The sequence below is a fragment of the Sulfurospirillum barnesii SES-3 genome, from assembly GCF_000265295.1.
Taxonomy (GTDB): domain Bacteria; phylum Campylobacterota; class Campylobacteria; order Campylobacterales; family Sulfurospirillaceae; genus Sulfurospirillum; species Sulfurospirillum barnesii.
Window position 1 is genome coordinate 2049199 of record NC_018002.1, and the last position, 26122, is coordinate 2075320.

Here is a 26122-nt window from a genome sequence, read left to right on the forward strand (position 1 = left end):
CTTAGTCTTCCTTCTTTGCAGCTTTTGCTACTTCAACAATGATATGTGAAGTTGGTTTTCTAATGCCACCAGCACTACCTCTTGCTCTTGGCATAAAACGCTTCAACACTGGACCTGCATCAACGCGGCAAGAAGCAACAACGACTTCATTTGGTTCAAATCCGCCATTTGCAACCGCAGAAGCGATTACTTTAGAGATAATTTTTGCCGCTTTGTTTGGCATGAATTCTAAACTTGCCATTGCAAATTCTGCATTCATTCCTTGAACTTCACGTGCAACTAATCTTGCTTTTGTAGGTGATAAACGGATAAATTTTAATACTGCTTTACTCATCTTTACCTACTTACCAATTTTTTTCTGAACAGAGCCTTTATGACCCTTGAACGTACGAGTTGGTGCAAATTCACCCATTTTGTAGCCGATATGATTCTCTGTTACATAGACAGGTACAAAGTTTCTACCGTTATGAACGTTAAATGTAAGTCCGATCATATCAGGAAGAATTGTACTTCTACGAGACCATGTCTTAATCGGCTTGTTTGATTTTGTCTCTTTTGCTTCGAGCGTTTTTTTCAATAAATGAGCGTCAACAAAAGGACCTTTTTTTAGCGATCTAGCCATCTATTTTCCTTTTCTTCTAGAAATAATCAGTTTGTCGCTCGCTTTTTTCTTACGAGTTTTTCTACCTTTGGTTGGTTGTCCCCATGGCGTTACAGGATGACGTCCTGAGTTCGTTTTACCCTCACCACCACCGTGTGGGTGATCCACTGGGTTCATTGCAGAACCACGTGTTTGAGGACGAATACCACGGTGTCTGTTACGACCTGCTTTACCAATAACAACGTTAGCCCAATCTTCATTGCCAACAACACCCACCGTTGCCATACACTCTGCTAAGATTTGTCTCATCTCACCACTTGGCAGACGAACCATAACGTATTGAGTCTCTTTACCCATTAATTGCGCATAACCACCAGCACTTCTAGCCATTTGGCCACCTTTGCCTGGTTTTAGCTCAACATTGTGCAAGATCGTACCTACTGGAATGTTTTTCAACTTCATTGCGTTACCTGGTTTAATATCAAGACCAGATTCTGCTGATTGAACTTTATCGCCTACTTTAAGACCTGATGGTTGAAGAATATATCGCTTATCCCCATCAACATAATTAATTAAGGCAATTCTACAGTTTCTGTTTGGATCGTATTCGATTGCAGCAACAGTACCTTCAATATTAAACTTTGTACGTTTAAAATCGATAATTCTGTAAAGCTTTTTCGCACCCGCTTCTTTGTGACGAGAAGTGATTCTACCATTGTTATTTCTACCTGCTGTTGCAGCGATTTTCACAAGAAGTGAAGGAACACTTGCTTTTGCAGTAATATCTCCAGAATCAAGACTGGTTAAAAATCTACGACTCGGGGTATACGGTTTAAATGATTTTATTGCCATGATTACGCCTCCACATTCTCAAGTTTTGCGCCTTCAGGCAACTGAACATAAAACTTTTTAAAATCATTACGTTTGCCTTCAATGCCTTTAAACTTCTTAACTTTTCCCATAACTCTAAGAGAATTGACTTTTAATGGTGTAAAACCAAAGTATTGTTTTAATACCTCTTTTAAACCATTTTTTGTCATTCTAACCGATGTTTGAATGACAACGGTACCACTCTCTTGAAGGCTCAAGCTCTTTTCAGTATAAAGGATTGCTTTAATATCAGTAATATCAGCCATTCTTAGCCCTCTTTTGTGATTGTTTCAAGCACTGATTTTTCTATGATTACTGCATAGAAAGCAGTTGCTAAGTAAGCATTTAATTCGCTTGCATCAACAAGATAGCAATTTTGGATATTTCTAAACGCTAACATGGTTTTTTCATCAACCAACTCTTTAACGATCAATGCATCTCTTGTACCCAATGTTTTAATTATGCTTGCTGCATCTTTTGTTTTACCTGATTCAATAGAAAGTGAATCAACAACGAAAAGTGCATTGTTTGCTGCTTTTTCATTCAAAGCAAACTCTAATGCTAATCTTTTTTGTTTTTTGTTAACTTTTAAATCATAGTTTTTGTTAGCTTTTGGACCAAATGCAGCACCACCGCCAACCCATACTGGACTTCTTCTACTACCAGCACGTGCACCACCACGACCTTTTTGAGCCCATGGTTTTTTACCACCACCACGAACTTCACCTTTTGTTTTAGAGTGAGCTGTGTTAGAGCGAAGCGCCGCTTGGTATGATTTAACATAAAGATATAAGTTGTGTGAGTGAATCTCTTCAAAACCTGCTGGAAGAGCTAATGCACCAACATTTTCTAGTTTTTCGTTTAATACGATTGCGCTACTCATTTAACGATCCTTGCTTTACCTAATGATCCATTTGCGCCAGGAACTGAGCCTTTAACAGCTAAAATGCCATTTTCTGCGTCAAATGAAACAATCTCATTTTGTACAGTCACTTGGCTATTACCATAATGACCTGGCATTTTTTTGCCTTTTTGAACACGACCCGGCCATTCGCGGTTACCAATTGAACCTGTACTTCTATGGAAACGGTGACCGTGTGCACCAGGACCTCCACCAAAGTTGTGACGTTTCATAACACCTGTAAAACCTCTACCTTTTGTGTTCAAAGAAAGTTTCAATCTTTGTGCTTCACTTAAAGGTGCAGTGCTTAAATCGCCTACTTCAGCATTTGCAACATCCAATGTAACAAAACGATTGAATGCAGCAGAAAGGTTATATTTCTTTTGCTGACCAGCAATTGCTCTGTTCATTTTTTTGCCACTTACATAAGAAACTAAGGCACGCTTGTTCTCATCAACTGAGCATACTTTTGCTTCTAAAACTCTGAGTAACGTGACAGGAACGCTTGGTACGGCAATTGTTCGGCTCATGCCGATTTTTTCAATAATATATTCCATCATTACCCCTTATTTACCCATTGCTCTAACTTCAACATTGACTTCAGGAGCGAGGTCAAGTTTCATAAGTGAATCAACTGTATCCGTCGTCGCAGACACGATGTCAATCATACGTGCATGGATTCTCATCTCAAATTGCTCTCTTGAAGTTTTGTTTACGTGCGGTGATCGAAGCACTGTATAGCGCTTGATTTTTGTAGGCATTGGAATTGGTCCGACAATCTCGGCTCCAGTTCGTTTAACAGCTTCAACAATAGCTGCAACAGATCTGTCTAAAACTCTATGGTCATACGCCTTGAGTTTAAGTCTAATTTTTTCCATTTAGAACCCCTGTAAAGAACTTGCCACCTTGGAAGATGACCTAATTAAAGGACTGTGATTTTACAACAATAGATAGTAAAAGTCAAGAAATATAGGGCTTTTTATACGTTTATTTCTTATTTTATTTCCTTTTAATAAGGAAGTAAATAAAATACTGCTCAAAGGAAAACAACTAATGAAAACACTGCAACTTTTATATGAGATGTCGTATAAAAATAATTTTTTTATTGATCGTAAAATTAACTTTGAACACGCTAAAATTATTTTGCATGGCCCTCGAAAAAGTGGGAAAACACATCTTATATTTGACTATTTAAACAGCTACGATACGAAAGAGTATTTGTATATTGATTTACACGATGAACGTATTGATAAAAGCGAAATTATCGAACATTTAGAAAGTTTTGTGCGCCAAACTAGGCTTCAACTTTTGGTCATTGAAGGTTTTGATTTTTCCTTTAAAGTACCGTCTGTCCCAAACATTATTCTTAGCACACCTTTTACATGTAAAACCCTTGAGGGCTTTGAGCATTACATGCTTTATCCTTTAGATTTCGAAGAGTTTTTAGCCTTTGACAAAAAGCACTCCAATATCGAACACCTTTTCAATCTGTATACCAACTATGGAACCTTTCCTCAACACGTTCAGCGAGGTGAAAATCTTGATGCAAAAACCATACAAGAGATGCTCTTTTTCATCCTCAAAGACCCTACCCGTTTTTTGATTTATAAACGTTTTTGTGAACTGCAAGGAAGTAAAATTTCGCTCTTTCAAATCTATAATTATTTAAAAAGTTTTGCAAAAATTTCTAAGGACAAGCTCTATGCCATTACGTCTGAATTGCTAGATGAAAAACTGCTTTTTTTTGTGGAAAAATTTAACCAACCCAATGCCAATAAAAAAGTTTTTTTACTCGATTTTACATTTAAAGATGCCTTGAGTTTTAAAAAAGATTTTTTAAGGCGTTTTGAAAATATGGTTTTTTTAGAGCTTATCAAACGTGACAAAAAGGTCTTTTATGAAGAGGGGATTGATTTTTATCTCCCTGAAGAATCCTTGGCGATTTTATGCGTGGGTTTTGCCACCACAGAAGCGATTGAGATGCGCTTGCAAAAACTTTTACCTACCTTTTGGTCTTTACATGTAAAGAGGGTTGAAGTGGTGACCTTAAGCAGTGAAAGTGCAAAAGACATCGAGGGGCTTAGTTTTTCCATTTTCCCTTTTTGGGAATGGGCATTGCAACTCGCATAGAGTTCTTGCAGAACTCTTAGCACGCCTTTAAAGCAAAGCTTTAAAGACTACGTTAACACTGGGTTTTCTTCGGCAGAAAGCCCACGCACCCTTGGTGCTTTTCCTTCTCGCAAAATGAGTTTTGCAAGAAGTCTAATATCTTTACATGTAAAAAGGAAAATAAAATGTTATGTGGCATTGATGAAGCAGGACGAGGTTGTTTAGCAGGTCCTTTGGTGGTAGCAGGTGCTGTGTTAAAAGAACCCGTTGAGGGCTTAGCAGACTCAAAACAGCTGAGCGAAAAACAACGTGAGGTGTTATTTGAGCGCTTACAAAATGCAGCGGAGTTTAAAATCGTCTTTTGTGACCATGCAATGGTTGATAGCAAAGGGTTAAGTGCGTGTTTAAAATACGCCATTGAAACCATTAAAGAGCATTTTAGTGAGCATGAGATTTTAATGGATGGCAATTGCACCTTTGGAGTTTTGGGCATTTCAACCATGGTCAAAGCCGATGCAAAAGTAGCAGAAGTCAGTGCGGCGAGCATCTTAGCCAAAGTAAGCCGAGATCGTTATATGTGTGAAATAGCACATCTCTATCCGCACTATGAATTTGAAAAGCACAAAGGCTACGGCAGTGCCTTACATGTAAAGAAAATTCAAACCTTTGGGTATTGTGACATTCATCGTAAAAGTTTTAAAATTAAATCACTTTCACAACCCACGCTCTTTTAATACATGATAATTACAATCAAAAAAAGCATACCTAAAGGCAACTTCCCCTATTATTCTAATATTAATTATCAAAAGTATAATATTCTATCAAAAGGAGTTTAGGGATGGATTTATCGCACGTTAGTACGCACCAAAAAGTACTCATTAAAGCAATTCATGCACAAAATGTTCTTAAAAAGCGTCTGCTTTCTTTGGGATTAAGTGTTGGAAAAACCGTGGAAGTTGTAGAGACAAGCTTGCAAAAAAACACCATTAAATTAGCACTTGGATTTAGTTCTGTTGCCCTTCGTTTGGAAGAAGCAAAACTGATTGAAGTGGAGGCCTTGTCGTGAAAAAAGTTGTTATTGCCCTTGTGGGTCAACCCAATGTTGGTAAAAGCCATCTTGCCAATGCCATCAGTGGCTCAAACCTCAAAATTGGAAATTTCGCAGGTGTCACGGTTGAAAAAGCAACCGCACATTTTAGTAAAGAAGAGTTTGCTATTGAATTTATTGATCTTCCAGGTCTTTACTCTTTAGAAGATTTTTCAGCCGATGAAAAAGTCACCAAAGATTTTTTATTAAAAGGTGAATACGACCTTATTTTAAATGTGGTTGATTCAACCAATCTGGATAGAAACCTTTTGCTTACAACCCAGTTGCTTGAACTTCAAAAAAAGATGGTCATTGCCCTTAATATGGACGATGAGGCGATTAAAGATGGGATTCATATTAATGCAGAGATGATGAGCACCATTTTAAATGTTCCCTGTATTAAAGTTTCTTCCAAAACCAAAGCAAATGTCTCTGTTTTAGTAGATACAATGATGCAAACACTCAAAGCGCCCTTTGTTGAACCTAAATTGGTTTACAGTGATGATGTCGAAGAAGTACTTCAAACCATCGTTCAATTATTAGATGAAAAACGCTTTCAACACGATTCTATGACCAATCGTCACATTGCGATTGGGCTTTTGTGGCAAAAAAAAGAGATTTATGCTTTAATGCATGAACAACCGCTCTACATTGAGCTTCAACCTCTTTTAAACAATGCCCTAGGGCATGTTTACATGTATTGCCAGTGCGATGACATTGAAGAGGTTATCCACAATCAACACAGTGCCTTTGCAACAGGCTTATGCGCAGAAGTACTCAGCCTAAAAACACCCAAAAGTAAAAACCTAACACAAGCTATTGATGCGCTTTTAATTCATAAACTTTTCGGACTTCCTATTTTTATCTTTTTGATGTGGGGACTTTTTCAACTCACCTTTAGTTTGGGTGAAATTCCTATGGGATGGATTGAAGATGGCTTTGGATGGTTAGGCGATACGCTAGGAGCGACCATTGAAAATGAAGCCTTGCAATCACTCATTGTCGATGGTATCATCGCAGGTGTGGGAAGCGTGGTGATGTTCTTACCAAATATTATGATACTTTTCTTAGGCATTGCGCTTTTGGAGACCACAGGATACATGGCACGTGCGGCGTTTTTGCTTGATGGCTTTTTCCACAAATTTGGACTTCATGGTAAAAGTTTTATTCCTTTAGTCACAGGTTTTGGCTGTTCTGTACCTGCGTATATGGCTGCACGAACCCTTAAAAACAAAAAAGACAGACTCCTTACCATGTTTATCATTGGATTTATGAGTTGTGGTGCACGCTTGCCTGTGTATGTTCTCTTTGCAGGTGCATTTTTTGAAGAAGAGATGGCGGGCAATGTTCTTTTTGGTATTTATATCTCAGGTGCGCTTTTAGGACTTCTTGCCGCTAAAGTGCTTCGTGTCACTGCCTTTAAAGGCGAGGATGAGCCTTTTGTTATGGAGATGCCAAAATACCGTCTTCCAAGCCTCAAACTTTTATGGTTTGTGGTCTACTCAAAATCAATTATGTACCTTAAAAAAGCAGGAACGTATATTCTTATTGCCTCCATGCTGATTTGGTTTATTAGCTCGTATCCACAAAATTCACTCATTGAAGAGAGTTATAGCGCTAAAATTGAAGCCCTTCAAGCCACTGAACCAGAAGCTGTTGAGCCGTCGTTAGAGCAAAATGCAACCGAAGCATTAGTGCCACAAGAAGAGGCAATTGCAGCGCTTGAAAATGAAAAAAATGAAAAATTGATGGAGAATACGTACCTAGGAATGATGGGCAAAACCATTGAGCCTTTGTTTGCACCTTTAGGTTTTGATTGGAAGATGAGTGTTGCAACGCTGAGTGGTTTAGCCGCCAAAGAAGTGATTGTCTCAACGCTAGGTGTTTTATATTCACTGGGCGATGAAGTCACAGAGGAAGATAGCTCTTTACGAGAAATTATCGCCTCCAATATGAGCTTTGCCTCTGCTATGGCATTTATTGTGTTTGTTATGATTTACCTGCCGTGCCTTGCTGCAACGGTTGTCTTTGCCAAAGAGGCACAAAGTTATAAATACACAGCGTACCTCGTGCTGTTTACTTTCGCAACAGCGTGGGTTTTAGCCTTTATAACCTATCAACTACTTACCCTTCTTGCATAAGGATGTGGCTACGAAAGTAGCCCATCTCTTTTACATGTAAATCTTTTTTAAATGCTCCATAGAAGCGCCCAAATTTAGTAGCAATAAATCAGCAATGACTAAAGCTGCCATGGACTCCGCCACCACACTTCCACGAACTGCAATACACGGATCATGCCTTCCTTTGAGATTACATATGAGTTCAGTTCCTTGCGTATCTATCGTTTCTTGAGAGAGAAAAATGGACGGGGTAGGTTTGAAATAGACTTTACATGTAATGGTATCGCCATTGCTCATACCGCCTAAAATTCCCCCACTGTGGTTGCTTGCAAAGCCCTTCTTGCTCATAGCATCATTGTTTTGAGAACCCATAAGCCTTGAAGCCTGAAATCCCTCACCAATTTCAACCCCTTTCACCCCATTAATGCCCATCATGGCGTCGGCTAAAAGAGCATCCAGTTTATAATAAAGGGGTTCACCAAGCCCAATAGGAGCACCCACAATCTGCACCAATGCCACACCTCCAACAGAGTCATGCGCATTTTTTGCCTCTAAAATTTTTGCCTTTTGAGCCTCTTCGACACTGCCATCCAACGCATAAATCTCGCTCTCTGCCACACGCTCAAAATCATACTGTTGCGCTTCAATGCCACCAATGGCGCAAATGCCACTTTGAACTTTTACATGTAAAGTATTTAAAAGCAGTTTTGCAATCGCTCCAGCCGCTACACGTGCTGCCGTTTCTCGCGCACTTGAGCGTCCCCCACCTCGGTAATCTCGAATGCCATATTTGTGAAAATAGGTAAAATCGGCATGCCCTGGGCGAAAAAGGTTTTTGACATTTTCATAATCACCGCTTTTTTGATTCTCATTGAAAATCACCATCGCAATGGGCGTACCCGTACTTACCCCTTCGAAGACTCCGCTTAAAATCTCAACCTTATCTCCCTCTTTTCGTGCCGTGGCAAATTTATTCTGCCCTGGTTTTCGCCTGTCTAACTCACCTTGAATAAACGCTTCATCCATCACTAATCCAGCAGGCACACCATCGACCACACAGCCAAGTGCCCGTCCATGCGACTCACCAAAGGTTGTAAAACTAAACGCTCTTCCAAATGTATTGTTCATTGAAACTCTTTTTTCAAAATTTCTAATGCTAGCAAAGCCGCTTTTTGTTGTGCCTCTTTTTTGCTTTTTCCACTCGCAAGCGCTAAATCATTCCCTCGCACACACACCGCAATTTCAAACTCTTTTTTATGATCAGGGCCAAAAGAGCGCACCAAACGATACTCTGGTGTTACACCAAAGTGTGCTTGTGTCAGCTCTTGAAGCGTGGTTTTATGGTCTCTAAAAATCGCATCCATATCTATCTTTGGGTACGCCTCTTCCAAAAGAGAAATCGCTAAGGCTCTGGTTGTCTCTAAACCCGCTTCCAAATAAAGTGCTCCCATAATCGCCTCAAACGCATTGGAAAGCAAGGAGGGTTTTTCACGCCCATTGTTATTTTCCTCCGCCAAAGAGATATAAATCGACTCTCCCAAATGAAGCAAACGAGCCAATTTTTCAAAACTTTTTTCATTGACCAATGAGGCTCGAAGCTTCGAAAGCTCTCCCTCCGCCACTTCAGTAAATTCATGGTACAAATACTCACCCACAATCAAATCCAACACCGCATCGCCCAAAAACTCCAAACGCTCATTGTTATAAGGCTGTTTGGAACTCTTGTGCGTAAGTGCCTCGATTATCAGGTTTTGGTTTTTAAACTGATAACCCAAACGCTTCTGTAACGCCTCTAATTTTTGCTGCATTTTTACCCCTTCTCTTTTATTTTCATTGCTTCTTCTTTGGCAATTTTGTCACACATCTCATTCTCTGTATGCCCATCATGCCCTCTTACCCACACACCCTTCACCTTATGCCCTTTAGAAGCTTGCAAGTACGCTTGCCATAACTCAGGATTTTTCACCTTCGCAAACCCTTTTTTCACCCAACCACCTAGCCACTCATTAATGCCCTTAACCACATAACTCGAATCACTAATAATCGTTACTTCGCAAGGTTCCCTAAGCGCCTCTAAGCCTTTAATCACCGCTAAAAGTTCCATTTGATTGTTGGTGGCATCTGCCATGCCACCACTGACGATTTTTTCCACATCCCCAAAACGTAAAATCGCACAATACCCACCCGCTCCTGGATTTCCCAAGGAGGAGCCATCAGAGAAAAGAGATATTTTCTTCATGACTGGCTAAAGAGAGAAGGGTTTGAATTTTTGCGGTATGAATGCTTTGACAATGCGGACATCGGTAAAAGTGAATTGGAAAAACCTGCTTGCACTCAGAACAAACATACTCAAATCCTAAGGTAGCTTTGATATAACCCGTACTGCGCAATTTTCCTAAAACATCCACCGCAAAGGGAGCATCGCCCTCTTCTTCATACGGGATAAAGCCTTTTGCCATGGCAATTTTGCGTACCAAAGTATCTTTACATGTAAGCATATCGTACGCCTTTGCATCCATATACCAAAGGGCATCTATCATCTCTTCAAACGGTAATGTTTCAAAAAAAGAAGGTTCAATTTTTAGACCTATTTCTTGCATAAATTCAAAAGCTTTTCGTCTTAAAAAAGGCTCTTCCGTGGAGAGTTCTAAAAGCTGAACAATTTTTTGTGTATCACTTAAATTTCCCTCTTTTAAAATGGCAAGGCTTTTTAAGTAGACCCGTTGAAGACGTACTTTTGCCCCCAACTCCTCAAGCGATTCTAAAACTTCTTGCGCTTTGGCATACTCTTGAAGCTGTTCGTACACCACACTTAAATATTTTAAAGACTCCTCATTGCGAGGGTGTAGCCGTAACGATTCTAAATATATCTCTGAACTGCGGTGCAAAAAACCTGCTTTAAAATAGGTCTTTCCCAAGGCTGAAAGCAAATACTGCCGTTCATCCCGACCCTTTACCCGCTTCAGCGCTACCAAATAAATATTAATCGCTTTTTCATAATCCCCACCCTTGACATACGCATGCGCAAGTAAAGCGAGCGATTCTAGGGGAATAGAAGCATCTTCTAAGAGTTTTTTATACTCATTTTCATCGGTGACAATTTCAAATTTTTTTACAAACTTATCAATACTTTGCTTATCCTCTTTGCTTTTAAAAACGCCCCACCAGTAATTCGAAAAAGAGATAACAAACACCAATGCAAACAAGATAATAACGCCAAAAAGAGGGTCACGGTACTCTATAAAAAAATTATCCACCTCAAACCTTTCACAAGAACATCAAAGAGCTTTATTATACCAAACTTGCTATAATTTCCCCTATGATAGATAAAACATCCATAGAAAACCTCAAACAACGTCTTGATATTGTCGAAGTGATTGGCTCCTATTTGGAGTTGAAAAAAAACGGCGCAAACTACAAGTGTGTTTGCCCTTTTCACAATGATACAAGTCCTAGTTTGGTTATCAGCCCCTCCAAACAAATTTACCACTGTTTTGCCTGCGGTGCAGGTGGCGATAGCATCAAGTTTGTGATGGAGTATGAAAAACTCTCCTACCCTGAGAGCATTGAAAAACTAGCAAACATGGTCAATTTTTCCCTCTCCTATACCTCCAACAATGGTGCAAAAAAAGAGGAGAGAAAACTGATGGAAAATCTTAATCTCTTTTACACACAACAACTTGATAGGCATTTAACCGCTAAGAGTTATTTAAATCAACGAGGGATTGCCGAATCGTCCATTGAAAAATTTGAGATTGGGTATGCCCCCTCCTCCTTTGCTACCCTTGATTTTCTAAGCAAACACGCTTATACCATGAGTGAGTCTATGGAGTATGGTGTGGCAGGCATAGGCGAAAACAATCAACCCTATGCACGTTTTATCGAACGTGTGACCTTTCCTATTTATACTCCTACTGGACGGTTGGTAGGGTTTGGTGGTCGAACCCTTAGCAACCACCCTGCAAAATATGTCAACTCCCCACAAACCAAACACTTTAACAAATCCCAACTGCTCTATGGCTATCATCTTGCCAAAGAGAGCATTTTCAAACAAAAGAAAATTATTATTACTGAGGGATATTTGGATGTAATTATGCTCCATCAAGCAGGCTTTAAAGAAGCCGTTGCAACCCTAGGAACTGCCCTTACCCATGAGCACCTTCCTCTCATTACCCGAGGTGATCCTGAGGTGATTGTTGCTTACGATGGCGATGAAGCAGGCATTAATGCCGCCCTTAAAGCTTCCATACTTCTTAGCCAACATGCACTAAGAGGGGGCGTGGTACTCTTTGCAGGAGGGATGGATCCTGCGGACATGGTACAAAAAGGGCTGTTTGATGCACTCAATCACCTTTTTCGAAAGCCTCAACCGTTTATTGAATTTGCGCTAGAACGTATGATTAAGAAGTACAATCTTAAAGACCCTCTTTTAAAACAACACGCTCTTGAAGAGGCGATGAGCTACCTCAAAACATTGCCACAAGCTGTGCAGGAGAGCTACACAGGTTTACTTTCTGAAAAATTAGGCTTACACCATAATCTCATCAAAATTCAAACCCATAAACCCAAACGCCTAGAGAAAAAGGAGCGGGTGTTTGAAGATATGCTAGAGCTCACCATCATTAAAACCATTTTGAGTGAGCCTACGCTTATTGAGACTGTTTTAGACACCATTGATAGTTCTATGTTTAAAACCCATCAAGAAGAGTTTACGCTTTTGTTGGAAAATCACTTCGAACACCCCAAACTCAGACGCATCTTACTCTGGGAAGATATAAAAATATACGATGAAAAAGAGCTCATTGCCTCTATGATCTCCTTTTTATACCATTACTACAGCGAAAAATTTCAAGAGATAAAATCTGCTCGTGAACTTAGCTATGAAAAAAAACAGTTTTTGATTCGTAAGATTCAAGAAAAAATGATGAAATTAAAACAAGGTGAACTCGTCCCCTATGAAAGCATTAGTACTCTTTAGTGGCGGACTTGATAGCATGCTAGCTATCAAGCTGCTCACACAACAAGGCATTGAAGTCATTGCCTTACATGTAAACATTGGTTTTGGTGTCAAAGATGACCATTCTGAAGCGCTTCAAAGAAGAGCAGAACTTGCAGGTGCAAGACTTCACGTCATTGATGTGAGGGATGAATACCTTCAAAAAATTCTCTTCACGCCAAAGTATGGCTATGGAAAACAGTTTAATCCTTGCATTGATTGCCATGGATTTATGTTTAGCGTTGCAAAATCGCTTCTGCCTCACTATGGCGCCTCTTTTATTGCCACAGGTGAAGTGGTGGGACAACGTCCTATGAGTCAAAACAAAGATGCCCTGCAGTTGGTTAAAAAGCTTGCCAATGATGTTGAAGAAGAGCTTATTCTTCGTCCACTATCCGCTTTGGTAATGCAAGAAACCTACCCAGAACGCCAGGGCTGGGTTAAAAGAGAAAAACTTTTAGGCATTAATGGAAGGGGTCGTCATGCGCAACTTGCACTGGCGAAAGAACTCGGTTGGGAAGATTATCCCACTCCTGCTGGAGGATGTTTGCTCACTGATGTTTTTTTTACAACCCGTTTGCGTGATTTTATCGCCCACGATAGCTTTGCAAAAGAGGATATTGAAGTGCTTAAAAACGGGCGTCATTTTCGTTTACCAGAGGGTGCAAAACTCGTAGTAGGTCGCAATGAAGCAGAAAATAATTCTATTGAAGCAGTGCAAAACGCTAAATTTTATCTTTTACATGTAAACGAAGAAATGAGTGCACCAAGCTCACTTTTATCCTCTCATGCAACACCTAATGACACACGTTTAGCCTGTCAAATTGTGCTTACATTTACAAAAGCACTCCCCAATAAGACGTATAAACTTTCCATTAACACTCATGTGGTAGAATCTTCCCCTTTTAACAGTAAAGAAGAAACTAAAAAATACCTTATATAAATATTTAAAGATAATTTTTGTATTATCTAAACTTCGCTTCGTGAACTTAAAAATGAGGATTATGAGATGCCTGCCTTGGATAAAATGATTTTTTTAGTTGTTGATGACTCAACCATATCACGTAAATGGCTTATCGAGATGATCCCAAAAAAAATAGCCCAAAGTACCACCATTATTGAAGCCTGTGATGGCGAAGAGGCATTGCATTTATACGAGACACACCGACCTGATCTTGTTTTTTTAGACATTACAATGCCTGTTGTGGATGGAATTGAAGCACTTGAGCGCATTAAAGCACTCAAATCCCAATGCTTTGGTTGTTATGATTTCAGCGGATCGTCAAAAAAGTACCAAAGAGAAAGTCTTAAGACTAGGTGCTTCTGCGATTCTTTCAAAACCTGTTGATGAAGAAGCCTTTCGTTCAACCTTATTACAGTTGGTATTTTAAATGACACAACAACACTACTTCAACCCACAGCAAGAAGATATTTTAAAAGAGCTGATCAATGTCTCTTTTGGGCTCTCTGCTTCTTTGATTGGCGATATGCTTGACAACCATGCGAAATTGCATATTCCTGAAATTTCGAGCATTGATATTTTAAACCTAGATGATAAAATCATAGAGCTTTTAGATAAAACCCATGAATTTTATCTCACGAAACAACGCTTTTTGGGCTCGTTTAACGGTGAGGTTTTGTTTGTCTTTAATGCCCACTCTGCGGAAGCTTTTTCCTCTTTATTGCTGCAACAAGCACGGGTAGATGAGAGTGACATGAAAGCCTCTATTTTAGAACTGACCAACATTATCACCTCTGCGTGTATTGGTAAATTTTGCGAGATTATTCATGGAGAAACCATTTTTAAAGTGCCCTCTATTGAAAAGCGTGATGTAAATCGTATGCAAGAATACGATAAAATCGAAGGCTACGATAATGTGATTGTCATTAAAACCGCTTTGGACATCGAAAAAGAGAATATTTTAGGGCATATGTTTATTTTACTTAACAATCAGATGTTAGAACATCTCAAACACACCATTGATACGTTGTAGCCATGATACGTTGTGAAACAATTATTCATTCATTGAATGTAGGAATTTTAATTATTGATGCCAACTTAACCATTCATTTTGCTAACAAATGGGTTGGAGTGCATGCTAATTTTGAACCTGAGGATGCCTTGGGGAAAAACCTGACTCATTTTTTTGATTTGGATGAAAACCGCCTTAAATCCCTTCATCGTCATATTAAAACAGCGCTTACCCTAGGAAGCCCCTCTTTTTTTACCACCGATTCGTACGAATATCTTTTGGCGATGAAAAATTCTGTCACCACAAAATCCGTTTTTGAATTTATGCAACAAGATATTACGATTTTACCTTACGATAAAGAAGCCAAAAAAGTCACCCTTCTTATTTACGACCAAACCTCTCTTATGGAAGAAAAATTGCGTTCGCAAAAAGAGAGTGAGGCGTTGGCAAAAGCGGTGAAAGTGGCTAATGCAACCATTAAAAAACTTGAAACTGCTAAAAATAAATTGATTAAGCAAAAAGATATTATTTACCAACAAGCCCATTGTGACCACCTGACCTCACTTGCCAATCGAAGCGTGCTCAATCAAAAACTGCAACGTCTTATTGAGAGCAATCTTGAAAGTGGTAAAAAATTTGGCGTTTTATTTTTAGATTTGGATAATTTTAAAGAAATTAATGACTCTTTAGGACACGATGTGGGGGATATGATTTTAATTCATGTTGCCAAAACACTTCTCTTATGTACTCGAAAAACAGACACCGTCACCCGTTTTGGAGGGGACGAATTTATTATCTTGATTGATAGCATTGAGAATGAAGAAACCTTGAAAAGTATTGCGTCAAAACTGGTGGAGACCATTGCGCAACCCATCAAAATACGCCATCATGATTTACATGTAACCGCAAGTATTGGTGTGAGTCTCTTCCCTAAACACGGAACGGATTTTAATGCCCTGATTAAAAATGCAGACCTTGCACTCTACCTTGCAAAGGCTGAGGGAAGAGATACCTTTCGAATTCAAGCATAAACACGCTTATCTTTGTGTTTATGCTCTGTACTTTTTAGAAAAACTCTATCTCATCATCGTGATTTGGATCTAAACTTTTCTCCTCAAAAATCGCCTCAATTTGGATGCATGACGAGAGTAATGATGAGTCTAAATAGTGAATATCCCGAGCAACTTGCGTGATAAATACATTTTCTCTCCACGATGCTAAATCGTGTAAAAGATTTAATAACATCGCACTCAATCGCTTTGATTTTTCGCTGTCCATCTGCTCTACGGTCAGTGTGCTTAAAAAATTAATCAAGGTTTGAATGGCAAAACCTAAATGCTCAAACTCCATAAGTTCTGCTAACACATCTGCATACTCTTGAAAATTCTCATACACAATGGCTAAATGCGCTTTATCGGGTACTTTTTCAAAATCTAAAATGGCTTTATCGGTCTCATCATTTAAAACTTCCAATCCATCAATTTTTGACATAAACGAAATGGCGGTTGTATTGATATACTCTTGTGCACTCATCATATTGTCGTGTGTTTTCGAGAGGATTTGTTTGGTTTCTTCACTTATCTCAACAGAACCATTATCTTGTTTGATAGGCTTGTCAAGCTGAAATGCCAACATCTCATTGCAGAGAATATATTTTGCATTTGAGAAGTGTTTGAGTAAAATATTTTTAATAATATTGCTGTGCAAAGGCTTTACATGTAAAAGCATCATATAGAGCTTTTCTTCGTTCTCCTCAACAACAATACTGCATTCATACGAGTGCTTTAAAAGCCACAATGCAAACCCATAAATCAAACGCACACAATCGCTCAAATCAATCACATTTTTTTCACCATTAAGCCAATAATCCCAAAATTCTACCAAAGCTGTTTCATCATCAATGTGAAAGGTCATCATACGATGATACACATGGGAGTTAAAAGGATTCAGCGCTTTGGGATATTTTTGCATAGGGGCATTGCGAAGCGCAATAATGCGTAAATACTGTTTAATACGCTGTAAGAAGTGCTCTGCATACAAAGGCTTTGTAAGATAATCTTCTGCGCCCAAAGAGAGCATTTGACGTTTTGATGCCTCATCATCTAAAGCACTAATGGCAATAATCATACTTTTTTTATGAATTTGTTTAATAAATTTGGTTGCTTCAAAACCATCCAAATTGGGCATCATAATGTCCATAAAAATTAAATCAAAATTTTGTTTTACACACATTTCAACGGCAATTTGTCCATCTTCAGCTTCATGGATTTCTACTCCCTCAACCTCTTCTAAAAGAAGATTCAGCGTGAGCCTATTGTTATCGTTGTCATCAACAATTAATACTTTAATCATTTCGTTGCTCCTTTAACCGTTTTCGTAGTGTAAATTTAGTACCACCTAGCGTGGTAGAATCTTCGAGCTGATACTCAAAATTAAGCCCCTCGCACAAAAGTTTGACAAAATGTAGCCCAATGCCTGTTCCTTTTTTTTCACGACTACTCTGTGCAGATGAGCTTTTATTGTAAAGTTCAAACACCTCTTCCTTATCTTTTATCCCTTTTCCATCATCTTGTATCACCACCTCTATTACATCGCTTCTCACCAATAAAAAGACTTCTACCGTAAATGTTCCATACTTAATGGCGTTGGAGAGAACATTGGAGAGAATTTGTTTAAAACGGTACTCATCGCTGGTGATAAATGGCTCATTTCCATCGTCTTTAAACAGCATCCGCCGTTTGTACTCTAAAGATAGTGCACCGTGTTTTTCAATCACATCTAAAATGGCCTCTTTGACACTAAAGAGTGTCATGGTATAGTGCAATTTATCATGACGTAATTTTCCTAAATCCAAAATATTCGTCACATTTTCCAACATAGACGACGCACTTTTGTAAATTTGTTCCAAAAGGTAAAGGCGTTTTTCTTTGGGTACATCATCAATATTTGGCATATGCTTATACAAATACTGTGCGAAATTTAAAATAGCATTCAGCGGTGTTTTAAGTTCATGGGTAAAAAGAATTAAAAAAGCATCCTTCGCATCAGAAAGATGTTCTTGCTCTAAAGCTTTTCGCTTAATTTCATTGGAGAGTTTCTCTTTTTCTAAAAAAGGGGTGATGTCGTGACGAATGGAAAGGTATTGCAAAATCTTTTGGCTTTGTTTCTCTTTAAAAGGAATAATCATCGTCTCAGCCCAAAAATCACTCCCATTTTTATTGCGATTGACAATTTGACCTCGCCAAACTTTACCTTGCGTTATGGTTTGCCACATCTGTTCAAAAACATATATTGGGGTATTTGGATGCCTTACAATGCGATGATTTTTACCTAAAAGCTCATCTTCTGTATACCCACAAACCTTGATAAAGTTATCATTGACGTAGGTAATATTTCCATCAACATCGGTTTGCGAAACAATGGAAAAATCAAGGAGGGTTTGAAAATAATGGCGCTCTGCCAAGAAAACATCATCGGTAAATTTTTTCACACTCTCGTTAAGATGAAAAAGGGCATTTTCACGCTCTTTTTTCATACTCAAATACCTCTCACACCGAAGCGATAATATTTCATCCAAAAACATTAAACGCTCACTTTGTAAAAATAAAATCATTTTAATCAGTGGATAGTTCGCCTTCACTTCTTCCAATACAGGAACATACGAAGCCTCGTTTGAAGCAGAGAGTGAGCCGAAAATAAGATTAATTTTTTCTTCTTTGATGATGAGCGGAATTTGATGCGGTAAAATATTTACATGTAAACCATCACATACCTTTTTGGCTTCTGCGACAAATGTTGTATCATAAGCCATTTCTCCAATAATAAGGACATACACATGGCATGCTGAATGAAGACAGTGCTCCATAATCTACTCCTGATTTAACATATTAATCACCGTATGTGCAATCCCTTCAAGTGGAACAATTTCATCAATTCCTCCCAGCCTAATTGCCTCTTTTGGCATGCCAAAGACCACACAACTCTCTTCGGACTGAGCAATGGTTTTCGCCCCTGCTTGATGCATATTGTAAATGCCTCGTGCCCCATCACTGCCCATACCTGTTAAAATAACACCCAATGCATTTTCACCCGCAGCCTTAGAGACAGAATTAAACAATACATCCACACTAGGACAATGCCCACTCACCCGCTTTCCTACGCCTATTTCAATACTATAGCGTGCAGCAAAACGGCGAAGCACCATATGTTTATTACCTTGTGCGATGTATGCCACACCTTGTTGTAAAGCGTCTCCATGGCGTGCTACTTTCACATCAATAGCACACAGCTCATCCAAACGCTTTGCAAACGCAGGAATAAATGCCTGAGGCATGTGTTGTACCACTAAAATAGCTGGAGCATTGGAGGGCATCGCACGCAATACAACCTTTAACGCCTCCGTACCTCCTGTACTTGAGCCAATGGCAATTACTTTTTGCGTGGTTGTGCTCAGGCGAATCCCTCCATGCTCCTTAGAAGGTAAAGCCTTTCGTTGAACCTTTGCATGCGAAGCATTCAGTACTTTTTGAATTAACTCCTCTTGAATCTCATTTTTTCCATCAAATAAATAAGCATGAGGTTTTTGAACAAAATCCACTGCCCCTGCTTCAAACGCATCCAGTGTCACTCTTGCACTGCTACTGCTTAACGATGAGACAATCACCACAGGAGTGGGATAATGCAACATCAATTTTTGTAAAAAAGTTAAGCCATCCATACGAGGCATTTCAATGTCTAAACAAATCACATCAGGCGAAAGAGCCACAATCATATCCCGTGCGATGTACGCATCTGCAGCCAATCCTACCACTTCAATACGAGCATCTGAGCTTAAAATATCGTGTAAAACATGCCGTGCAGTGGCACTGTCATCCACAATTAAGACCTTAATCATTCATCATCTCATTTTGAACGTATTTGAGCATAATACGATTGGCATCGCTAATCATCATAATGCGTCTGCCGTTGTTTCCACCCGTATCTTCTGCTCGAATGGGAATATGCCACTGCCTTAAAATCTCTTTGGCAATTAAAATATTTTTTTGTCCTATCATTTGCCCCTCACTATTGGCTCGATGAATATTAGCGCCTCCAAAAATTTTGGCTTCCATATTACACCGTAAACAACCAATATTTTCCATGTTTTCAATCAATTTTGGAATCGCAACATTTCCAAATTTTGGACTCTCCAGTCCATTGCCATTCCATAGGGGTAATAAATAATGGTTCATCCCACCAATCATCTGCGCTTTATCGTATAAGCAGACACTGACACATGAACCCAATACGGTCACAATTTCTGTTGGCTTAATCCCCACAAAAATCTCACCCACATGAATAAATTTACGAGGAAGCATCAAAACTCTTTCATAACCGCATCATCAAACATAAATTCATTGGCACTCTCACTCATCAAAGCTTCTGCTTTTGATTTATCTTGTAAAGCAAGTTTGAGGGTAAAAGTCGTGACCTCTTTGCTTGAACAATAATCCACTTCTCCATCCAATGATTCTACAAGTGCTTTGACAATACTCAACCCCAAGCCCAAACCATCCACTCCCTCACGGGCTTTTGTGCGTTTACTTAGTTTTTTAAAGCGACTAAAAAGTTCTTGTTTAAACCCTTTTTCTATCACATCGCCTCTATTAGAAATAGCTATTGTAAAAAACTCATCTTGTGTCTCAATGCGAATACGAATTGTATTGCCTCGAAAAGAGTATTCGCATGCGTTGGAGAGCAAATTGGCTAAAATGGTATGCAATTTTTTAGCATCACTGACCACCTTCATTCCCTCTTGACACGAAATATCCCAAGAAAGTGCTTTATCAACCACCAACGCTGAAAATCCCTCACACACTTCAGCAAGCAATTGTTCAAGATTGACCTCACTCCAGTAATTGGCTATCTCTCCTGCTTCAATTTCAGCAGCGGTAAAAATATTGTTGAGTTGAAAATCAAGTTTACGTAATTCAGTATCCATAAGTTCTTTGAGCGTTTGTGTTTTTGGGGAATCCTGATTTTTTTGCATCATTGAAGAGAGGTTCAGTAAAGAACTAAGCGGATTGTTAAAAACATTTTTAATGAGCGAGAGAAACTCTCCCTTGATGGAATCATGCTCTTTGAGTTTTTCATTGAGGTCATACAGTTTTTTGGTTAAAAAGACCATCTCTTCTAAGGTCTGATTTTTTTGATCAAACCGTCTTTTAACCTCTTCAAGCAACATTGCATCACTAAGCGTGTCTAAGCTATTTTTATCATTCATGTTACACCTTCTGATAAATTGAAGCACTTCTAGATTGAAAACCTTTTTTCATATCGGTTAAGGCTTCTGAACTCCCTATAAATAAATACCCCTCTTTATTGAGTAACGCATAAAACTTCTCCACCAAACTGTTTTGGGTAGGCTTATCAAAATAAATCATGACATTACGGCAAAAAATAATATCAAATGAGGTCTGTTCAAAAAGCGCATAATTTCCTGTTACCAAATTAAACTCACGAAAAAGAACCATTTTCTTTAGATTCTCATTCACCGCATAGCCCCTTTGACCCTCATGCTCCACACAGGAAAAATACGTATGCAAGTAGTTTGAAGGTACCGTACTGCATACCTTAGGTAAATAAAAACCCTTCATTGCCATTTTAAGCACTTTAGCGGAGACATCCGTGGCTAAAATTTTTATATCATATGTTTTATCACGGGGTGCGTGCTCTTTAAAAAACATTGCTAAACTATACGGCTCTTCTCCTGAGGAACATGCAGCCGACCAAATACGTAGCTTCCCCCCACGCTTTGCTAAAAGTGATGGTAAGTGTGCCTTTAAAAACTCCCACTGTTTTTCCTCTCGAAAAAAAGAGGTGACATTGGTTGAAATCAACGAGGAGAGATACTCAAGCTCACCACCTTGTTTATCGGCAACTAAAAAATCATAATACGCACCAAAGCTCTCTAAACCTAAGTGTTTGACCCTCTTAGCCAAGCGAGCTTGCACAAGGTAAATTTTGTGATCGCCCAAAGAAATCCCAATATGCTCATAAATAAACGCTTGTAAAAGCATAAACTCCTTACGTCTTAATACAAGCCTTTCCATCTAATAGAGTTCTTCAACATTTAAAATAAGTGCAATTTCACCATTACCCATCACTGCACCACCACTAATTCCCTCTGTTTTAGCCAAAAAGCCTCCTAGGGTCTTAATGACCACCTGCTGTCTGCCAACAAGTTCATCCACCAAAAGAGCAAATTTACCTCGACCATTTTCAATACAAACCAACGTACACTCCCATGGATGGGGGGCTGTCTCATCTAAGGCTAAAACACGATTTAAGCGGATAATCGGTAAAAGCTCTGAGCGCAATTGTACAAATTCTTCTTTTCCACCTGCGCTGTGAACACTCTGCTCTAACGGTCTAAAAGATTCCGTAATAGAAAGCGTTGGAATAATAAAAACTTTATCATTTGAGCGTACCAACATCCCATCAATAATAGCTAAGGTAAGGGGAAGCACAATACTAAAGGTTGTGCCAACGCCCTCTTGTGAGCTAATATCCACTTTACCCCGCACCGCTTCAATCGCACTTCTTACCACATCCAACCCAACGCCTCTTCCTGAAATATCACTGATGCTATCTGCCGTTGAAAAGCCCGCTTGCATAATCAGCCCATAAATCTGGGCATCGCTCAAAGATTCATCTTTTTCAATAATTCCTCTCTCTAAGGCTTTTTCATACACTTTTGCTTTATTAATACCTCGTCCATCATCACGCACTTCAATAATAATATTACCACCTCTATGGTACGCACGAAGACTGACATTGCCCTCTTCGCTTTTGCCCATGGCTATACGCGCTTCAGGTGTGCTCTCAATCCCATGGTCAATTGCATTACGAATAATATGCACCAATGGGTCAGAAAGTGCTTCTACCATCGTTTTATCAATCTCTGTCTCTTCACCCTCAAGTATCAAATGAATCGGTTTGTTAACTTTTTTGGATGAATCTCTAACCACCCGCTTCATCTTCTCAAACGTATCACGAATGGGCACCATACGCAAACTCATGACCCTGTTTTGAATCAAACGGGTAATTTTTGAGAGATTTTCGATGGTTTTTGATACCTCAGCATCTTGGATGGCTTTGATTTTACTGTTTTCACCCAGACAATTCTGCGCAATCACCAACTCCCCAATCGAATCAAAGAGTTCATCCAACTTTTGCGCATCAATTTTAAGAAAATTCTTACTCAGTACACTGTTTTTAACCTGTTGTGTCTCTGTTTTTAAACCCTCTTCTTCTTTGGGTAAAAGTACGTGTTCTGCAATCATTTGTGGTGCATCCACAACGCTAGAAGAAGGAGGCAAAATGGCATCGACCCTAAACTCTTCTTCGTCTAAAAACGCAAAAATATCTTCGATATTTTCTTTAGGATAGGTACTTGATACATAAACAAGCACCTCTTGAATCACATTGGACTCAACATCAAAATTTTCATCTTCCACACCCTCAGGCACCTGCCAATACGAGGCTAGAATTTTGCTTACATGTAAAAGATTTGTGAAAAAAAGAAAATGGTCAAATCCCCGTAAATAAATATCCGAATCCAGTTTTAAAGTAATCCTAAAAAGTGACTCGCCCTCTTGAAGTTGGCTAAGAAAGAGAGCTTCATTAGGAGTATGCTGAAGGTTAAAATGGTCATTGTCAAACTCTAAAGTGACATCGTTGGTACTGGCATGTTCCACCACCAAAGGCTCACGTAAGTGCAACAAAAGGGTTTGAATGTGCTGCAAACAAATGCCATACGCTTCTGGTAATGCTGCGCTTTCTTGCGTTTCACACACCAATGTTTCTTTAATAACATTCACACTCTCTAAAAAGAGGTCTACATTGTCACCTGTAGGAATAGCATCTGCGTTTCTAAAAAAATCCAACACATCTTCAAAATGGTGTACGAACTCACCCAAACGTGAGAAATTAAAAGCATTTGCGCTTCCTTTTAGAGTATGTACCCCTCTAAATATTTCATTTAAAAGCTCTTTATTGTTGGGCGATTCTTCATAATTAATAATATCAACATCCATCTTTTCGATGATTTCATTGGCTTCTTCAATAAAAATTTGTCGTAATTTTTCTCTACTCATGGCTTGTCCAATACATCATTCCAAATCCCTCAAGCGCAAGAGAGCTTGTTTCAAGAAAGTCAATTTTTAACGAAGGCTTTTGATGTTTTACCCAAAACAGAAGGGAAAAGAGTGCAGAGCATGTGGGTACGCTACCATTATCACGTACCAACACAATCTCTTCAATATAATTTAAACGATCTTGAATAAATGCCTTAAGACTTTTTACCTCTTCAAGATCCATCTCAATGTCGATTTCTAATACATCTCCATCTATATACATAATACACACCTTTTCAAAACCAAAATCACACACGCATTAGCCTTTACATGTAAAAACCATTTTACATGTAAAGAAAAACTAAAACTCTTTTAAATCATCCTCGTTGAGAGGAAAAACCTCTTCATTGTTTTTTATCGAAGACGTTGGTGCTTTCATTTTTTTATTTGAGCTCATGGTAAGGCGTTTAGGAGGCATACTTAAGCTAGAAACACTTTTTGAAGCCGTGTGATTTACTTTGCTAACAGAGCGTTCTTTACCCATATCATACCCTGCCAATGCTGCAATCTCAGCGACACTCTCTAACATGGAGATAGCTTGCGCATTGAGCTCTTCAGCAGCTGCTGCTGTCTCTTCAGAAGCTGAGGCATTTTGTTGGGTAATCTGATCAACCGAGCCCATAGCCGTAGCAATTTGATTCATACCCTCGGCTTGTTCTTTGGCCGAAATAGCAATTTCACCAATCAAATCAGAGGTTTTTTTAATGCTCGATAAAATCTCGCCAAAAGAGGCTTTGGTACGACTGGCAACTTCAGTTCCCACTTTAACCTGATCAATGCTCGCTTCAATAATACTGGTAATTTCTTTGGCGGCATTAGCACTGCGCTCAGCTAAATTTTTCACCTCTTCAGCCACCACGGCAAAGCCTAAACCGTGCTCTCCCGCCCTTGCTGCTTCTACGGCGGCATTGAGTGCTAAAAGATTGGTTTGGAAAGCAATTTCATCAATGGTTTTAATAATTTTGGCGATTTTTTGAGATGAATCGGTAATTTTTTCCATGGCAACCATGAGATCAGCCATTTGCTCGTTACCTTGACGTGCGGCATCATTGGAGTGTTGGGCTAACAAGTTTGCCTCACGGCTGTTATCCGCATTTTGGTTGTTACTCGCTGTTGCCTCTTCAATGGTAGCACTTACCTCTTCCACACTGCTTGCTTGTGAGCTTGCACCCTCAGCTAATGAAACCGAAGCAGAACTAATCTGCTCACTCGCACTCACTACCTGCGTGGTTCCCTCAGAGAGCGATTTGACCGAATTGGTGACAATATTCACAATGCTTCGGATGATATAAAGTGCAATGACAATGCCTAGTACTAAAGCAATGACCAACCCAACAATCATAACATTGGATGCCACACTTAGACTCTGAGTTGACTCATGCGAAATGTTCTCAACGTCTCTCAATCCTGTATCAACCACCGCTTCTGCCGCATTTAAAACCTCCACAGCTACTCGCACAAGTACCGCCGCTTCTTTGGCGACTTCGTGCATAATGGCTTCAAAACCTTTAAGAGAATTCTCATAGGTTTTTGCTGCAGCTTCAATCACTTTAAGATCGGCTAATTCCTCGGCATTGGTGCTTGTTGCTTTCATTTGCTCTAAGAGTTTATAAAGAGGAACAAACTTCTGAATCGCCCCTGCAATCATCTCGGTATCACCTTGAATTTGCGCTCGCTGACCAAAAATTCTCGAATAGGTAATAATTTCAATCACATCATGCATTTGACGTATTTTTTCATAACGCTCAAATAACCTCGTCGTTGATACTTTTTCTTCCATCTCATTTTTGAGTTTTTTCTCTTGGATGCCTAAATATTGCTCTGTATTTTTTAAAAAACTAGCCGAAGCTTCAGCCATAACCCCATCAAGGACTTTACGTTTAATTAAAGCTTTTTCAATACGCTCCGAAGAGTTCATATACTCTGCCAACCCCTTAGACGCTACTTTTGCATTTTCAAGCAAGCCTGTTAAATTATATTTTTTACCCAATTCTTCAGCTTGTGCTAATACATTTTTAAGCTCAACAAAATTTTTCTTAGCACTGGTGAGTGATGCATCATCTTCACGATACACATACCCACGCATGTCATAGCGTATTTGATTGGCTAATTCAAAAATGTGACTGGAGAGAGAAACTTCTGGAACATAAATATCGGAAAGTTTTGTTGCATTACTAGACGCACTACGCATATTAATAACGCCAATTGCGCCTAAGACCACCATAATGAAAACCAAAATACCAAATCCAATAGAAATTCGTTTACCTAATGTCATTGAACTACCCATTG

28 protein-coding genes and 2 pseudogenes are annotated in these 26122 nt (G+C 39.1%); 10 read left to right on the forward strand and 20 right to left on the reverse strand.

Annotated features, from left to right (window positions below; translation table 11 throughout):
* Positions 1-4: 4 nt before the first annotated feature.
* The 7 genes and pseudogenes from rplV to rpsJ all read right to left on the reverse strand — a co-directional run.
* Positions 5-334, reverse strand: a pseudogene (rplV, locus tag SULBA_RS10275) (50S ribosomal protein L22); the annotation flags it as partial.
* A gap of 6 nt (positions 335-340) precedes the next feature.
* Positions 341-622: a 30S ribosomal protein S19 gene (gene rpsS / locus SULBA_RS10280; RefSeq protein ID WP_012857727.1), complete on the reverse strand. Its 282-nt coding sequence runs from the start codon at positions 620-622 to the stop codon at positions 341-343.
* Entirely contained in the window at positions 623-1453 is an 831-nt protein-coding gene (gene rplB / locus SULBA_RS10285) for a 50S ribosomal protein L2 (RefSeq protein WP_014770226.1), read from the reverse strand.
* A 2-nt stretch (positions 1454-1455) separates the two neighbouring features.
* Entirely contained in the window at positions 1456-1737 is a 282-nt protein-coding gene (locus SULBA_RS10290; RefSeq protein WP_014770227.1) for a 50S ribosomal protein L23, read from the reverse strand.
* A 2-nt stretch (positions 1738-1739) separates the two neighbouring features.
* Positions 1740-2354, reverse strand: a complete 615-nt coding sequence (gene rplD, locus SULBA_RS10295) for a 50S ribosomal protein L4 (RefSeq protein ID WP_014770228.1) — start codon at positions 2352-2354, stop codon at positions 1740-1742.
* Complete coding sequence (rplC, locus tag SULBA_RS10300) at positions 2351-2929, reverse strand: 50S ribosomal protein L3 (RefSeq protein WP_014770229.1); 579 nt, start codon at positions 2927-2929, stop codon at positions 2351-2353. The genes rplD and rplC overlap by 4 nt, the downstream gene beginning before the upstream one ends.
* A 9-nt stretch (positions 2930-2938) precedes the next feature.
* Positions 2939-3250, reverse strand: coding sequence for a 30S ribosomal protein S10 (gene rpsJ / locus SULBA_RS10305; protein WP_012857732.1), 312 nt, complete (start codon positions 3248-3250; stop codon positions 2939-2941).
* 175 nt (positions 3251-3425) lie between these two features.
* Here rpsJ and SULBA_RS10310 point away from each other — a divergent pair, with 175 nt between their 5' ends.
* The 4 genes from SULBA_RS10310 to feoB all read left to right on the forward strand — a co-directional run bounded on the left by SULBA_RS10310 (position 3426) and on the right by feoB (position 7709).
* Positions 3426-4502 carry an AAA family ATPase gene (locus SULBA_RS10310; protein ID WP_014770230.1) on the forward strand — a complete coding sequence of 359 codons (1077 nt, stop codon included), beginning with the start codon at positions 3426-3428 and terminating at the stop codon, positions 4500-4502.
* Between the two features lie 164 nt (positions 4503-4666).
* Positions 4667-5215 carry a ribonuclease HII gene (locus SULBA_RS10315; protein ID WP_014770231.1) on the forward strand — a complete coding sequence of 183 codons (549 nt, stop codon included), beginning with the start codon at positions 4667-4669 and terminating at the stop codon, positions 5213-5215.
* Between the two features lie 104 nt (positions 5216-5319).
* The gene (locus tag SULBA_RS10320; RefSeq protein ID WP_014770232.1) at positions 5320-5547 is read left to right on the forward strand and encodes a FeoA family protein; all 228 of its coding nucleotides are present in this window, start codon (positions 5320-5322) and stop codon (positions 5545-5547) included.
* Positions 5544-7709, forward strand: a complete 2166-nt coding sequence (gene feoB, locus SULBA_RS10325; RefSeq protein ID WP_014770233.1) for a ferrous iron transport protein B — start codon at positions 5544-5546, stop codon at positions 7707-7709. Before SULBA_RS10320 ends, feoB begins: the two co-directional genes overlap by 4 nt.
* A gap of 30 nt (positions 7710-7739) precedes the next feature.
* On the opposite strand, the gene aroC is transcribed toward feoB, so the two are convergent.
* From aroC to SULBA_RS10345, 4 genes are read right to left on the reverse strand one after another with little or no spacing between them, the layout of a single operon-like run.
* Positions 7740-8816: a chorismate synthase gene (aroC, locus tag SULBA_RS10330; protein WP_014770234.1), complete on the reverse strand. Its 1077-nt coding sequence runs from the start codon at positions 8814-8816 to the stop codon at positions 7740-7742.
* Positions 8813-9496 carry a ribonuclease III gene (gene rnc / locus SULBA_RS10335; protein ID WP_014770235.1) on the reverse strand — a complete coding sequence of 228 codons (684 nt, stop codon included), beginning with the start codon at positions 9494-9496 and terminating at the stop codon, positions 8813-8815. The genes aroC and rnc overlap by 4 nt, the downstream gene beginning before the upstream one ends.
* Before the next feature lie 2 nt (positions 9497-9498).
* Positions 9499-9927 (reverse strand): ribonuclease HI, encoded by a 429-nt coding sequence (gene rnhA / locus SULBA_RS10340; protein WP_014770236.1) that lies wholly within the window; start codon positions 9925-9927, stop codon positions 9499-9501.
* Entirely contained in the window at positions 9902-10945 is a 1044-nt protein-coding gene (locus SULBA_RS10345) for a tetratricopeptide repeat protein (protein ID WP_014770237.1), read from the reverse strand. Before SULBA_RS10345 ends, rnhA begins: the two co-directional genes overlap by 26 nt.
* A gap of 62 nt (positions 10946-11007) precedes the next feature.
* Here SULBA_RS10345 and dnaG point away from each other — a divergent pair, with 62 nt between their 5' ends.
* From dnaG to SULBA_RS10370, 6 genes and pseudogenes are all read left to right on the forward strand, one after another.
* Positions 11008-12666, forward strand: a complete 1659-nt coding sequence (gene dnaG / locus SULBA_RS10350; RefSeq protein WP_014770238.1) for a DNA primase — start codon at positions 11008-11010, stop codon at positions 12664-12666.
* Positions 12644-13627: an argininosuccinate synthase domain-containing protein gene (locus tag SULBA_RS10355; RefSeq protein WP_014770239.1), complete on the forward strand. Its 984-nt coding sequence runs from the start codon at positions 12644-12646 to the stop codon at positions 13625-13627. The genes dnaG and SULBA_RS10355 overlap by 23 nt, the downstream gene beginning before the upstream one ends.
* Before the next feature lie 138 nt (positions 13628-13765).
* Positions 13766-13876, forward strand: a pseudogene (locus SULBA_RS13300) (response regulator); the annotation flags it as partial.
* 31 nt (positions 13877-13907) lie between these two features.
* Entirely contained in the window at positions 13908-14075 is a 168-nt protein-coding gene (locus SULBA_RS13190; RefSeq protein WP_245391407.1) for a response regulator, read from the forward strand.
* Positions 14076-14678: a chemotaxis protein CheC gene (locus SULBA_RS10365; RefSeq protein WP_014770241.1), complete on the forward strand. Its 603-nt coding sequence runs from the start codon at positions 14076-14078 to the stop codon at positions 14676-14678. It abuts the gene before it with no gap.
* Positions 14679-14680: 2 nt separating this feature from the next.
* Positions 14681-15688 (forward strand): diguanylate cyclase domain-containing protein, encoded by a 1008-nt coding sequence (locus SULBA_RS10370; RefSeq protein WP_014770242.1) that lies wholly within the window; start codon positions 14681-14683, stop codon positions 15686-15688.
* Between the two features lie 34 nt (positions 15689-15722).
* On the opposite strand, the gene SULBA_RS10375 is transcribed toward SULBA_RS10370, so the two are convergent.
* From SULBA_RS10375 to SULBA_RS10415, 9 genes are all read right to left on the reverse strand, one after another.
* Positions 15723-17009, reverse strand: coding sequence for a response regulator (locus SULBA_RS10375; protein WP_014770243.1), 1287 nt, complete (start codon positions 17007-17009; stop codon positions 15723-15725).
* Positions 17002-18522: a PAS domain-containing sensor histidine kinase gene (locus tag SULBA_RS10380; RefSeq protein WP_014770244.1), complete on the reverse strand. Its 1521-nt coding sequence runs from the start codon at positions 18520-18522 to the stop codon at positions 17002-17004. Before SULBA_RS10380 ends, SULBA_RS10375 begins: the two co-directional genes overlap by 8 nt.
* Before the next feature lie 3 nt (positions 18523-18525).
* Positions 18526-19551 carry a protein-glutamate methylesterase/protein-glutamine glutaminase gene (locus SULBA_RS10385; protein ID WP_014770245.1) on the reverse strand — a complete coding sequence of 342 codons (1026 nt, stop codon included), beginning with the start codon at positions 19549-19551 and terminating at the stop codon, positions 18526-18528.
* On the reverse strand, positions 19544-20014 hold the full coding sequence (locus tag SULBA_RS10390; RefSeq protein WP_014770246.1) for a chemotaxis protein CheD: 471 nt from the start codon (positions 20012-20014) through the stop codon (positions 19544-19546). Before SULBA_RS10390 ends, SULBA_RS10385 begins: the two co-directional genes overlap by 8 nt.
* Positions 20014-20919 carry a sensor histidine kinase gene (locus SULBA_RS10395; protein WP_014770247.1) on the reverse strand — a complete coding sequence of 302 codons (906 nt, stop codon included), beginning with the start codon at positions 20917-20919 and terminating at the stop codon, positions 20014-20016. The genes SULBA_RS10390 and SULBA_RS10395 overlap by 1 nt, the downstream gene beginning before the upstream one ends.
* 1 nt (position 20920) lies before the next feature.
* On the reverse strand, positions 20921-21715 hold the full coding sequence (locus SULBA_RS10400; RefSeq protein WP_245391408.1) for a CheR family methyltransferase: 795 nt from the start codon (positions 21713-21715) through the stop codon (positions 20921-20923).
* Between the two features lie 33 nt (positions 21716-21748).
* Positions 21749-23794 (reverse strand): chemotaxis protein CheA, encoded by a 2046-nt coding sequence (locus tag SULBA_RS10405; protein WP_014770249.1) that lies wholly within the window; start codon positions 23792-23794, stop codon positions 21749-21751.
* Entirely contained in the window at positions 23787-24056 is a 270-nt protein-coding gene (locus SULBA_RS10410) for a hypothetical protein (RefSeq protein WP_041672017.1), read from the reverse strand. Before SULBA_RS10410 ends, SULBA_RS10405 begins: the two co-directional genes overlap by 8 nt.
* A 78-nt stretch (positions 24057-24134) precedes the next feature.
* Positions 24135-26120, reverse strand: a complete 1986-nt coding sequence (locus SULBA_RS10415; RefSeq protein WP_014770251.1) for a HAMP domain-containing methyl-accepting chemotaxis protein — start codon at positions 26118-26120, stop codon at positions 24135-24137.
* Between the last annotated feature and the right edge of the window lie 2 nt (positions 26121-26122).

Coding starts and splice junctions, on each gene's coding strand:
- SULBA_RS10375 (WP_014770243.1), bottom strand. CDS start 17,009: ATGATTAAAGTATTAATTGTTGATGACAACGATAACAATAGGCTCACG.
- SULBA_RS10390 (WP_014770246.1), bottom strand. CDS start 20,014: ATGCTTCCTCGTAAATTTATTCATGTGGGTGAGATTTTTGTGGGGATT.
- SULBA_RS10290 (WP_014770227.1), bottom strand. CDS start 1,737: ATGGCTGATATTACTGATATTAAAGCAATCCTTTATACTGAAAAGAGC.
- SULBA_RS10320 (WP_014770232.1), top strand. CDS start 5,320: ATGGATTTATCGCACGTTAGTACGCACCAAAAAGTACTCATTAAAGCA.
- rnhA (WP_014770236.1), bottom strand. CDS start 9,927: ATGAAGAAAATATCTCTTTTCTCTGATGGCTCCTCCTTGGGAAATCCA.
- SULBA_RS10315 (WP_014770231.1), top strand. CDS start 4,667: ATGTTATGTGGCATTGATGAAGCAGGACGAGGTTGTTTAGCAGGTCCT.
- SULBA_RS10405 (WP_014770249.1), bottom strand. CDS start 23,794: ATGAGTAGAGAAAAATTACGACAAATTTTTATTGAAGAAGCCAATGAA.
- SULBA_RS10380 (WP_014770244.1), bottom strand. CDS start 18,522: ATGGAGCACTGTCTTCATTCAGCATGCCATGTGTATGTCCTTATTATT.
- SULBA_RS10410 (WP_041672017.1), bottom strand. CDS start 24,056: ATGTATATAGATGGAGATGTATTAGAAATCGACATTGAGATGGATCTT.
- SULBA_RS10400 (WP_245391408.1), bottom strand. CDS start 21,715: ATGCTTTTACAAGCGTTTATTTATGAGCATATTGGGATTTCTTTGGGC.
- aroC (WP_014770234.1), bottom strand. CDS start 8,816: ATGAACAATACATTTGGAAGAGCGTTTAGTTTTACAACCTTTGGTGAG.
- rplB (WP_014770226.1), bottom strand. CDS start 1,453: ATGGCAATAAAATCATTTAAACCGTATACCCCGAGTCGTAGATTTTTA.
- rnc (WP_014770235.1), bottom strand. CDS start 9,496: ATGCAGCAAAAATTAGAGGCGTTACAGAAGCGTTTGGGTTATCAGTTT.
- rplC (WP_014770229.1), bottom strand. CDS start 2,929: ATGGAATATATTATTGAAAAAATCGGCATGAGCCGAACAATTGCCGTA.
- SULBA_RS10365 (WP_014770241.1), top strand. CDS start 14,076: ATGACACAACAACACTACTTCAACCCACAGCAAGAAGATATTTTAAAA.
- SULBA_RS10355 (WP_014770239.1), top strand. CDS start 12,644: ATGAAAGCATTAGTACTCTTTAGTGGCGGACTTGATAGCATGCTAGCT.
- SULBA_RS10395 (WP_014770247.1), bottom strand. CDS start 20,919: ATGAATGATAAAAATAGCTTAGACACGCTTAGTGATGCAATGTTGCTT.
- SULBA_RS10310 (WP_014770230.1), top strand. CDS start 3,426: ATGAAAACACTGCAACTTTTATATGAGATGTCGTATAAAAATAATTTT.
- dnaG (WP_014770238.1), top strand. CDS start 11,008: ATGATAGATAAAACATCCATAGAAAACCTCAAACAACGTCTTGATATT.
- SULBA_RS10415 (WP_014770251.1), bottom strand. CDS start 26,120: ATGGGTAGTTCAATGACATTAGGTAAACGAATTTCTATTGGATTTGGT.
- rpsJ (WP_012857732.1), bottom strand. CDS start 3,250: ATGGAAAAAATTAGACTTAAACTCAAGGCGTATGACCATAGAGTTTTA.
- rplD (WP_014770228.1), bottom strand. CDS start 2,354: ATGAGTAGCGCAATCGTATTAAACGAAAAACTAGAAAATGTTGGTGCA.
- rpsS (WP_012857727.1), bottom strand. CDS start 622: ATGGCTAGATCGCTAAAAAAAGGTCCTTTTGTTGACGCTCATTTATTG.
- SULBA_RS10385 (WP_014770245.1), bottom strand. CDS start 19,551: ATGATTAAGGTCTTAATTGTGGATGACAGTGCCACTGCACGGCATGTT.
- SULBA_RS10370 (WP_014770242.1), top strand. CDS start 14,681: ATGATACGTTGTGAAACAATTATTCATTCATTGAATGTAGGAATTTTA.